Genomic DNA, 10,013 nt, shown 5'->3' on the forward strand with positions numbered 1-10,013 from the left:
TTGCTTGCTCGTCTCAAAGAAAGTATTTCATGAACGAGTAAGCTTTTTCTACCTCCAAAAAATTTTTAGATTGTACATCATCCTTCTATCCGCCATCGCCTTGACTTATGCCATTACTGCGGGAGTGAGCCTTAAAGCTGTAGTCCTTATCCTGCATAGCTTATAGCTTTTCTTAGTGCCATTCATATCTGCTCTTAATGAATATTTGAAAATTGTCCCAACACCTTTAGGAATGCAAATTGACTACCACAGAGTTTACCGCACAGTAGCAGATATTGAATATCAACAAGAATTACTCAATTCTCTGTTAGCGACACCTGCACCAATTGCTGCTGCGGTGGCTGTTAGTCATGCTCCTGAAGCAATTACAGAAACTAAGGTGGTCAGTCTCAAGACTATCAGTAAAAACTTCTGGCGACATTTGTAAATCAGCTTGGCGGAAAATATTGTGAGAAAATTCCAAAATTCAATAAGGAATAAAGCTATGACAAAGATAATTGTTAGCTCTTGGGAGTCAGAGGGGTATGGGCATTCTACCCACAGTCTAGCCGAAATAGATTCTCAATACCAAAAAATAAGAGAAATATCTGACCAGCTAGGAATTAATATCCCAGACTTGGATATACATGTAGGATCAGTTAGCACCCGAACACAGATTATCGCTGATGAATCTGTATTAGATCATGTAGAGCCAATTTATTACTCTGAGGCAGATTGATAATATCCCCCAGCGCATACCGCACTGGGGGATATTTTTAACTGACTTTCAGCTTAATCGCTTGTTTGTCCTCTGGGTTTTTTCGTATGACATCACTTAATCATTAGAATATTTTTTTTGAATATGGAAATTTTATGTAAATTTAACCGCCTTGGACTGACGAAAGTTTACAATATAATTACTGAAGCTAATCTAGTTACAACCAACAGGCTTTGGTTTGATCCATGACTGATAATAAACAAGTTGTCTGCCAACTCACTCAACAAAAAACAAAACGTGTTTTGGTTGTAGCTCCAAGTAAACTCACTATCCATCATCGTCACAGACAATCCTTTCAAACACCGCCTAATTTAAGCAATTGCATTTTCAAAGTCATTGCTAAATTATCTATCGTCAGCGCTATGTTGTTTGGTATTAGTGCGTTGGGCTACTGGGGATTAGAAATCGTTGAAGCTAACACAATCCCGACGATAGAAGATAGATACGATTGGCAAACCCAAAAGCATATTTGTTTGGGTTGGATGTTGTTTACTTTTTCTAGCTTTCTTGGCAGTGCTTCTTTTGGCGACGAGTTTACGCTCTGAAATTCAGAAGGTAGATGTCTAAATATCGCCCCGTGGTCGATTACTAAAAATTAATCCGACGATAGATTTCAGTCAGGGGAATTTCTACGTTTAAACTGTGTAGCATAATCGTCCGCTCAAGGTTAGAGTGAACTTGCCATAGCCAGCGATCGTTACTGTTCCGATCCAAGTTATGATACTGTTCAATGTATGGTTCAGTTTGGCTCACAAGCAGATATTCACAAAAGCTAGGAATCGAGCGATATTTTCTGAACTTGTCCCCTCGGTCATAAGCTTCAGTCGAGGGCGATAAAACTTCGACAATAAGCATTGGATTGAGAATTTCATCATTGCGATTGCCATTGAACTCTGGTTCGCCATTAACAACCATCAAATCGGTATAAGTCCCACAGTGATATTCAGGAATCCAAACTCGCAAGTCGCTGTTATACAAACGAAAATCGGTGTCTCTCAATAAAAAACCTAAGTAAATTAAGAAGTTACTGGCGATGGCACTGTGAGATTCCGACCCTCCCGACATAGTAATAATCTCTCCGTTACGGTATTCATGGCGTTCAGGGTTTGTTTCTTCCATAGCCCGGTACTCGTCTAACGTCAGGCGAGTTGTTATTACTTCTGGGGGACTGGTTTGAGCAAAGACCACAATCAACCTCTTAAATAATTAGCTCTAAAACTATTATCTGCAAAGTCAAGAAGAATTGCTATTGAACGGTGGAATGCCGCAGCCTCCAAGTGGGGTATGATCTATCCAATCGCCTCGTTGCTGATGTGTTTTATTGCCTTTGGGCAAGAATTTATCAAATTCACCAACGGCAAGGAAATACTGGTAGAGACGGTATGGGGCTGGGAGTGGGAACGAGTGCTAGAATATGCAATGTCTGAGCTAAAATTCCTTTACTTTGGTTCCACTCTCAAATAAAATTGTGTAGCCACAAACTTAGTATCTCTCTTGGTTGGATCTACGTTTTCTACTACCTCAGTTTTACCTACAGCAATCAAACCTTGATCGAAAATTTCGCTTGTTGCTGCGTCAAGTTGTTTTTGTGTTGCACCCGCTTGACTCAAATCGATTGACGAAACTTGAGAAATCTTCGGCTTATTCAAAACCAACTTATCTGTGGAGAAGCAAGGAGTTGTGATGCAGCGAATGCCATTGTCTTTTATGTCCACAAAAGTACCTTTTGCTGGATCATTTGTCGCGGCATAGAACGCTTCTTTAACTTTCAAATTCCCAAACTCACCGAATCCAGGAAATGTTACTGGAACAATATTACCTCTGAGAATCACACGGCTACCATCATCATTTTGAATTTTTACCAGTTGGTAAGGTGAGACTTTCAGGGAACTCCAATCAATTGCAGACACATAACATTCGGAGCGAAAAACACCATCTAAGCAAGGAGTAGCTTTCAAGTTGACAAGCTTTATAAAATATCCACCGCATATTGGAGAAGCACATCTGCGAAAATTTCTGCGTACCGTGTAATATCCCCATTGGGGAAACTCTTGATTTTCGACAGTGGCGGCAACAGAATCAGTAGTGTCTAGAGTAGAAATGCTTTGAGCAGATGCTTTGGAGAAAAATCCGTTGCTAATAACTAAAGCACCTAATAGAGGAATGATTGAGTATTTGTAGTTAAGCGATATTTTGTTCATGGAAACTTTAAATCTTGTTTAATGGTTCAATACTTTTGTTAGAATAATATCTGAAAAAATTGCTGCCAAATACAAAAAAAATATACCACTATCATCCATGTAAATTTTTTGGCGAATTGTTAAATAATTTAATTATGACATTTTATTAATAAGTCTTAAGTTAATTGCTTCCAGTCCCAATCCAATGGCATTTGAACGACAATTATGAGTAACCCTCTTTCCCATCCCGAAGAGCCAGACTTCCATTCATCTATTCAGGAAAATCTAAAACAGCTTTCTGCTCAGTTGGGATCTCCTTTGTCCGAATCATCAGTCATGGAAATATACCAGAATGCGTGCGATCTACTGAGCCACGTTTCTCCATCACCTCTTACTCTTGCCCGCGTTGCCGGAACATTACTCGTCTACCAAGTCCAGGACACAGAACCGGAAGAATTTGAGTGGTTCAGCACCCAAGTGAAACAATGTCTGGACGAAGAAGAAGTTGAGGAGTTGATTGAATCGATACATCGCACGGATGCTTTGTAATCGCTGAAAAAGCGGGAGTCTCGCGCACATCGGATACCATCGCATCATCTCTTGCAATTCTACTGCCTTACCTTGGGGCGTATATACAGTTTCCCCAGACAGCGTAATCACAATCCTTTACCGACTCGTCCGCTTGAAGGGAGCGATCGACCACAGTAGACTTGCTGTCTCCGGCTTCCTCCTTCCTTGCAAGCTGGCACAAACACGGCTTCGGGTGACTGAACAATTCGCAATGGGTAACTCTTAGAGACGCTAAAAGCGAACGCCCCGCTCCGCTAACGTAGTTCGCAATTTTTCTAAGTGGCAGCAAACGTACATCAATCAAATTCCACAATTAAGCTTTGTGCCGTTTCGTAAAATGCTTCAACCAATCAACTCTGGAGTATCCATAGCCCAAGCCCAGAGCCTTCATCCATGCCAGACTCATCAACATAGACTCTTCCTTCGGAGGCACTTTAGGGTTATTCACCTGCGCTTTTGTAGCGGCTTGTTTGGCTTCATCAATTCAAAATTAGATTTAAAATAGGAAATCACAATATTGAACTGAATTTATAGCAGCGATATGGCGCGAATCTTATACTATGCACAGCGTTCACCTTACGCTCGTAAAGTGAGAATTGTCCTGGCAGAGAAGCAGCTAACTTACGAACCCAAAGAAACAGACATTAACAATAAATCTCCAGAATTCTTGAGTTTATCTCCCATTGGGAAAGTTCCGGTATTGGTGGATGAAAATGGTCTCGTTTTTTGGGATTCAACGCTGATTGTGGAGTATCTAGACGAGACTTATCCTCAGCCGAGTTTTTATCCAGGCTCGCGCATTGAGCGTTTGTGCTGTCGTCAGGGGGAAGAGTTAGCAGACAGTTTAATAGATAATGTTGTGGGATTGTGGTACGAAACCCGTAAAGGAAATCAAGCTGATTTTGCCACTCAAGCTAAATATCAGTCCAGTATTAATCGTCTTTTAGGTGTTTTTGAGCAAAAGTTGACTAACTCAGCCTACCTATTAAATGAAACTCTGAGCGCTGTTGATGTTGCAGCTATATCAGGGTTGGGTTACTACCAGGGCTATTTCATTCTAAATGTAGACGCGATATGGTAAGATGCAGCGCCAGTTCTACTTCAAGCATCTATTACCGTGTCTGAAATCGAAATTATCAAAGCTTTTGCAGGTCTAAAAGACCCCCGTCGCCGCGCCGGACAGAGACATAATGTACCATTATCTTTGGCACTTTTCACATTGGCGTAGGCGCAGCCCGCCGTAGGCATCGCAGCAGGGAACAAAGGATTTTTAGCAATTGGAGACTGGATTTCAAGCTACCGTGAGCCGTTGATTGAACTTTTTCAACCGCCAAAAAATAGACTACCATCTTATAGCACTGTACGTCGTGCCTTATTACACGTAGATTACGAAGATTATTCCGTATGTCTGAGCAAATTCTTTAATGTACAACCAAATACTGGAGAAACTGTTGGGTTAGATGGTAAAGTCCTCAAGGGTTCATATCAGATTGAAAATGATAACCCTAACTCGGATTCGCATCCAGCGATTATGTTAGTTAGTTCTTATATTGTTGAGCGGGGCTTAATTTTAGAGCCATTTCAAGTTGATGCCAAAACTAATGAAATTAAGGCTTTACCTGAGTTGATTTCCAAACTGGCTCTCAATGGGGTTATCTTTGCTTTTGATGCTATTAATACTCAAAAAAAACTTGTGAGTTGATTATAAATAGTGGGAATGATTATATTGCCGCCTTAAAAGGCAATCAGCTTAATTTATTCAAAGATGTCAAAACAAATTTCACACCAGAATTGGCTTATGAGCAGATAAATAAAGGGCATGGTCGAATCGAAAAGCGTCATGTCAGTATTTGTAAAAATCTCGATGGTATTCGTCCTTGGCCTGGACTTACCACTTTGATTAAAGTCAAATCAGAGCGTCAGGTTTTCACACACAATGTGATTGAAGTAACTAATGAAACCCGTTATTATATTTCATCTTTAAGTGAAACGGCGCAAGCCTTTGCTGAACGTATCAGAGGATATTGGGGTGTTGAGAATAAAGTCCACTATGTTCGAGACGTTACTCAAGGCGAAGATAAATCTAGAATTCGCACTACTCCTCTTCCTCAAATTTTTGCGCTTGCTCGCAATTTTTCACTTAATTTATATCGCAGTAATATGTTTGAAAATATGGCACAAGCTCAACGTTTATGTTCTTTTGGACTAGACACACTCAAGCAGCTTTTTAGAATGAAATAGCCCTGGTCACCAACCGCAGAGGTAAAACCTCAACAAAAACGTAAGCGTGGGCGACCAAAAGGAAGTAAGAACAAGAATAAAACTGAGGTAATATTAACATCTGAATTACTACGGATTCAGAAAATGATTAATTCCCTTTTCAAGTTATTAGGTGATTTTATTCCCCTTAGGTACTTAGTGCTAGATGGACACTTTGGTAACAATAACGCTTTCCAGATGGCTCGACAAGTTAACTTGCACATAATTTCCAAGTTGCGCCATGATTCAGCATTATACATCCCTTATAAAAATCCTGACTCCAGTAAATGCTCTCGTCGTAAATACGGTGATAAGATTGATCATCGTAATATACCTGACAAATATTTATGTAAAAGTGTTATTGAGGATGAGATTCAAACTGATATTTATCAAGCTACTCTGCTTCACAAAGAATTTGCCCAGGCTCTCAATGTAGTAATTTTGGTCAAAACCAATCTTAAAACTAATGCTTGCAGCCATGTAATTCTATTCTCTAGCGACTTGGAATTATCATTCGACAAAATAATAGATTACTACAAACTCCGCTTTCAAATCGAGTTTAACTTCCGTGATGCCAAGCAATTTTTGGGATTGGAAGACTTTATGAATCTCAATCAAACTGCGGTGACTAATGCTGCGAATCTAGCATTCTTTATGGTCAACTTATCCCATCATCTTCTGTCTGATTTTCGTCTCCTTAATCTTGACTCCGGCATTATTGATCTTAAAGCTCACTATCGTGGTTTTCGATATGTCCGTGAAATCTTAAAAATGCTTCCGGAAATGCCTGAGCCTATTTTATTAACTCAGATTTTTGCCAAGCTTACTTCTTTAGGTCGTATTCATGCCGTTTCTACGGGCGTTGAACCCTCGTAAATTGGCAAAGGTATTGATAACCCAACACTATTCTCTATTAACCCAAGTTGCATTAATAAATTGAATGCAAGATGCTATCTAAAGTACCTGGCATTCTCAAGATTTTTCGCTTATTAATGGAGCGCTAATTACAATTAAACAACCACAAAATTGTTTTCGGTGAGTGATAATCCAGCAGATAATTGGGCAAATTTTACCTGAGTAAACCCAGACGCACTGCCATCAAGGTCAAAGAACAGTCCACCTGTAACATTGTCATAAATGAATCGTTGAGCATTAGTGATTGCAGATGTGCCGATGGTAAACTGACTTTGATTAAGTGAAGGTGTTGCTAAATTGACACCAAAACCAGTAGCCGATACCTGAATCAACTCATTAGTGGCGTTAAAGTCATAAAGACTATCAATGCCCCCATTGTAACTATTGAAAGCAAAGGTATCAGCACCATCCCCTCCAATTAGGATGTCATTACCGTTGCCACCCGTGATGATGTCATTACCAGAACCACCATTAAGAGTGTTATTACCTAATGCGCTGTATGCACTAAGAGTATCGTTGCCATCGCCCCCTAAGAGCAAATTAGTGCCTGTTGAATAATCAACAATTAAGTTATCAGCACCAGCGCCACCGTTGAGGGTATTATTTCCTAATGTTCTGTAATAGACTCCTTTGCCAGACTCGCCCTGTTTGTCATATTTATAGCCAGAGGCACTAAGAGTATCATTGCCATCATCTCCAGAGAGCAGATTATTGCCTGATGAATAGTCAATATTTAATGTATCGTCACCAGTACCACCGTTGAGGGTATTCTTGCCAGAAGCGACGAAGAATTCGTGAACATCAGAATCAGAGCCAGAACCGTTGTATATTTCGTAATCCTCTAAGGAACCAGAACCGGAGAGAGAATCATTGCCATCGCCACCATTGAGGAGGTTATTACCTGCTGAATAGTTAACATTTAATGTATCCTCACCAGCGCCACCATTAAGGGTATTATTGCCAGAAGCGGCGACGAATCCTACGTAAACATCATAATAAGAGCCAGAACCGGAGAGAGAATCATTGCCATCGCCACCATTGAGTAGGTTATCGCCTTTTGAATAGTTAATATTAAATGTATCATTACCAGCTCCACCGTTGAGGGTGTTATCGCCTAAAGAGCGATCAATAATGCCGGGTCTGGGACTCCCAATTAAGGCATTGATATAATCATTACCATCGCCACCATTAAGTAGGTTATCGCCTTGTGAAGCGCTAACATCCAAGGTATCGCTACCAACGCCACCATCCAGTAAGTAATTGCCTGTTGAATATGTAGCATCCAAGTAATCAGCACCAGCGCCACCGTTGAGGGTGTTCTTGCCTGAGGCACCAACAATGTTATCGAAATACCTGAAGCCAGAGGCAGTAAGAGAATCATTACCATCACCACCATTGAGTAGGTTATCGCCTGTTGAATTGTCAATTTTTAATGTATCGTTACCAGCGCCACCGTTGAGGGTATTATTGCCAGAGCCGCCAATGGGGCCCGAGACGTAATTGTCGGTAGATGCAGTAAGAGAATCATTGCCATTGCCACCATAGAGCAGGTTATTGCCTGTTGAATAGTCAGTCCTCAATGTATCGTCACCAGCACCTCCTTTGAGAGTGTTATTGCCTAAGACAAAAGCAAGATAGCTAGCGCCAGCGCTGGATTGCTGCGGTTGGCCAGAAGCAGTAAGAGAATCATTGCCATCGCCACCAGAGAGAAGATTATTATCGCCTTCAAAATACTTATAGTCAGCACTCATGTCATGAATACTACTAAGGAGCTTATTCCCCCCACCAGCAGATAGTGTATCATTTCCCACACCACCAATGAGAGTATCATTGCCCACGCCACCCCGTAGCAAGTCGTTGCCACTTTTGCCATCAATGATGTCATCACCTCCCTGACCATTTATGACATCATTTGAGTTGTCAAAGCCGCTAACATTATTGTCGAGGTCATTAAGGAAGGTGGCTGTATTTTTGTTAAAGATAGTGCTTTGGGTGGAGTTGGCATTGAAGACATCAAAGCTATCACTAACAGTAGTTTGCTTATCAAACTCTATATTGCCCAAGTCTACAGTGGCTCCTGTAGATTTGCTCAAGTTATCCAGGTTTTCCAGGGCAAAGTTTTGCAGGATGACCTTGGTAGAATTTATGCCATTAAAGGTGATTTCCAGATTGCTACCATTCTGGATGAGCAGCATATTTTCGGCAGTGAAGCCTGCACCTTGAAATTTTAGGGTGTCCACTTCGGCAGTAACTGCTGTTGTTGGGTTTGTTCCTTTTCCTACTCCACCGAAATCGGTGATAGTATCTATGTCGAGGTTGAGTAAGTATATGTCGTTGCCGAAGTCGTAAACAAATCTATCTTTGCCGCTACCACCAATCAGGGTGTCGTTGCCCTGTTTAGCGGTGATGCTATCGTTGCCTGCAAGACCCTTAATCGTGTCTGCGCTGTCAGTGCCCAGTAGGGTATCATTCCCATTGGTTCCAATAATATCTGCCATGATTTTTACCTAATTAAATCGATTTTTTCAGTAATTTCAGTTCTCAATCTTGAATTTAGTGCTGTTTTTGGGCATAAAATTTCATTGAAATTTGACCTTTTCGGCATACTTTACACACTTGATGGCTGGTTTGGCTGCTTACACCTATCTGCCCAAAAAACCTTGGATTGACATTTACCCAAAAGATTTGCCTGCACTGCCTCCTGCCGTTTTTTAGTTCCGTCAACTCACGTTACACAAATAATGTGACTTTAGACAAAATCTGCCCAAGCCACAAGGCATTACTTGTCCGCCCTTGAATGTCAAACACTGATACTATCGTAGGCAAATTTCTTCTGCCATAAAACTAATACAGCCAAAAGTTGCCTCAAAGTTGGAAACCAAGGCATCACTTGTCACACAGTTGAAAAACCAGCTAAAAGTTGTCTAAAAGTTAGGCTCACTCCTGCCGATTATTCAGCTCTACCAACAGTTCAGCTTGCAAGCAAAGCAGTAGCATCAATCCGACTCTATGTTATATCTCCTTCTACTCCTCGATCCAAGCATAAGTTGTCCGAGTTCAATCCAAGCCATAAGTTGTCAAAATCGGACAACTTATGGCTAAAATCACATCATACTACATTTATAGTACAATAATGTTAATACAAAATAAGATACCCTTATCTTTTATCCGATATAATCTACGATTAAAATACACGAACCCTAGCAGAGAGGCTCTTGAGCAGGGGAGCAGAGGGGCAGAGGGGCAGAGGAGAAAGAATGCTAACGTTTCATTAACCAAGGTGTTGGGTTGGCAATCATATTTACTAGACCACCCAAAATTTGGAAGTAATC

At 40.8% G+C, this 10,013-nt stretch carries 11 protein-coding genes and 2 pseudogenes; 9 read left to right on the plus strand and 4 right to left on the minus strand.

What is annotated here, in order from left to right:
- Nucleotides 1-175 precede the first annotated feature (175 nt).
- From H6G26_RS34265 to H6G26_RS34275, 3 genes are all read left to right on the plus strand, one after another.
- Nucleotides 176-427 (plus strand): hypothetical protein, encoded by a 252-nt coding sequence (locus H6G26_RS34265; RefSeq protein ID WP_242054083.1) that lies wholly within the window; start codon nt 176-178, stop codon nt 425-427.
- Between the two features lie 57 nt (nt 428-484).
- Entirely contained in the window at nt 485-718 is a 234-nt protein-coding gene (locus H6G26_RS34270) for a hypothetical protein (protein WP_190735572.1), read from the plus strand.
- Nucleotides 719-942: 224 nt separating this feature from the next.
- Nucleotides 943-1,302, plus strand: coding sequence for a hypothetical protein (locus tag H6G26_RS34275; RefSeq protein ID WP_190735573.1), 360 nt, complete (start codon nt 943-945; stop codon nt 1,300-1,302).
- A gap of 43 nt (nt 1,303-1,345) precedes the next feature.
- Here the strand turns inward: H6G26_RS34275 and H6G26_RS34280 are convergent, their stop codons facing one another.
- Nucleotides 1,346-1,945 (minus strand): Uma2 family endonuclease, encoded by a 600-nt coding sequence (locus H6G26_RS34280; RefSeq protein ID WP_190735575.1) that lies wholly within the window; start codon nt 1,943-1,945, stop codon nt 1,346-1,348.
- Between the two features lie 96 nt (nt 1,946-2,041).
- Between H6G26_RS34280 and H6G26_RS34285 the strand changes: the two genes are divergently transcribed.
- Nucleotides 2,042-2,221 (plus strand): hypothetical protein, encoded by a 180-nt coding sequence (locus H6G26_RS34285; protein WP_190735577.1) that lies wholly within the window; start codon nt 2,042-2,044, stop codon nt 2,219-2,221.
- Here H6G26_RS34285 and H6G26_RS34290 read toward each other — a convergent pair.
- On the minus strand, nt 2,197-2,958 hold the full coding sequence (locus H6G26_RS34290; RefSeq protein WP_190735579.1) for a DUF6748 domain-containing protein: 762 nt from the start codon (nt 2,956-2,958) through the stop codon (nt 2,197-2,199). The genes H6G26_RS34285 and H6G26_RS34290 overlap by 25 nt on opposite strands.
- A gap of 204 nt (nt 2,959-3,162) precedes the next feature.
- Between H6G26_RS34290 and H6G26_RS34295 the strand changes: the two genes are divergently transcribed.
- Complete coding sequence (locus H6G26_RS34295) at nt 3,163-3,486, plus strand: hypothetical protein (RefSeq protein ID WP_190735580.1); 324 nt, start codon at nt 3,163-3,165, stop codon at nt 3,484-3,486.
- Nucleotides 3,487-3,593: 107 nt separating this feature from the next.
- On the opposite strand, the gene H6G26_RS43980 is transcribed toward H6G26_RS34295, so the two are convergent.
- A complete protein-coding gene (locus H6G26_RS43980) occupies nt 3,594-3,719 on the minus strand; it encodes a hypothetical protein (RefSeq protein WP_277883942.1) in 126 nt (41 codons plus the stop codon).
- Between the two features lie 329 nt (nt 3,720-4,048).
- Here H6G26_RS43980 and H6G26_RS34300 point away from each other — a divergent pair, with 329 nt between their 5' ends.
- The 3 genes and pseudogenes from H6G26_RS34300 to H6G26_RS34315 form a co-directional block, all read left to right on the plus strand.
- A complete protein-coding gene (locus H6G26_RS34300; protein WP_242054085.1) occupies nt 4,049-4,588 on the plus strand; it encodes a glutathione S-transferase family protein in 540 nt (179 codons plus the stop codon).
- 207 nt (nt 4,589-4,795) lie between these two features.
- Nucleotides 4,796-5,748 (plus strand): annotated as a pseudogene (locus H6G26_RS43185) (ISAs1 family transposase).
- Between the two features lie 6 nt (nt 5,749-5,754).
- A pseudogene (locus tag H6G26_RS34315) lies at nt 5,755-6,642 on the plus strand (transposase); the annotation flags it as partial.
- 134 nt (nt 6,643-6,776) lie between these two features.
- Here H6G26_RS34315 and H6G26_RS43985 read toward each other — a convergent pair.
- The gene (locus H6G26_RS43985; RefSeq protein ID WP_190735584.1) at nt 6,777-9,179 is read right to left on the minus strand and encodes a calcium-binding protein; all 2,403 of its coding nucleotides are present in this window, start codon (nt 9,177-9,179) and stop codon (nt 6,777-6,779) included.
- A gap of 596 nt (nt 9,180-9,775) precedes the next feature.
- On the opposite strand from H6G26_RS43985, the gene H6G26_RS42180 reads away from it, so the two are divergent.
- Nucleotides 9,776-10,013 (plus strand): hypothetical protein (locus H6G26_RS42180; RefSeq protein ID WP_206757579.1); only part of this gene is annotated, 238 nt, incomplete at its 3' end.

The sequence above is a fragment of the Nostoc sp. FACHB-888 genome (assembly GCF_014696655.1).
Lineage (GTDB): Bacteria > Cyanobacteriota > Cyanobacteriia > Cyanobacteriales > Nostocaceae > Nostoc.

What these genes read in the sequence shown, in the direction of transcription:
- H6G26_RS34290 (WP_190735579.1), bottom strand. Translation starts at nt 2,958, where the DNA reads ATGAACAAAATATCGCTTAACTACAAATACTCAATCATTCCTCTATTA.
- H6G26_RS34285 (WP_190735577.1), top strand. Translation starts at nt 2,042, where the DNA reads ATGATCTATCCAATCGCCTCGTTGCTGATGTGTTTTATTGCCTTTGGG.
- H6G26_RS34275 (WP_190735573.1), top strand. Translation starts at nt 943, where the DNA reads ATGACTGATAATAAACAAGTTGTCTGCCAACTCACTCAACAAAAAACA.
- H6G26_RS34270 (WP_190735572.1), top strand. Translation starts at nt 485, where the DNA reads ATGACAAAGATAATTGTTAGCTCTTGGGAGTCAGAGGGGTATGGGCAT.
- H6G26_RS43985 (WP_190735584.1), bottom strand. Translation starts at nt 9,179, where the DNA reads ATGGCAGATATTATTGGAACCAATGGGAATGATACCCTACTGGGCACT.
- H6G26_RS34300 (WP_242054085.1), top strand. Translation starts at nt 4,049, where the DNA reads ATGGCGCGAATCTTATACTATGCACAGCGTTCACCTTACGCTCGTAAA.
- H6G26_RS34295 (WP_190735580.1), top strand. Translation starts at nt 3,163, where the DNA reads ATGAGTAACCCTCTTTCCCATCCCGAAGAGCCAGACTTCCATTCATCT.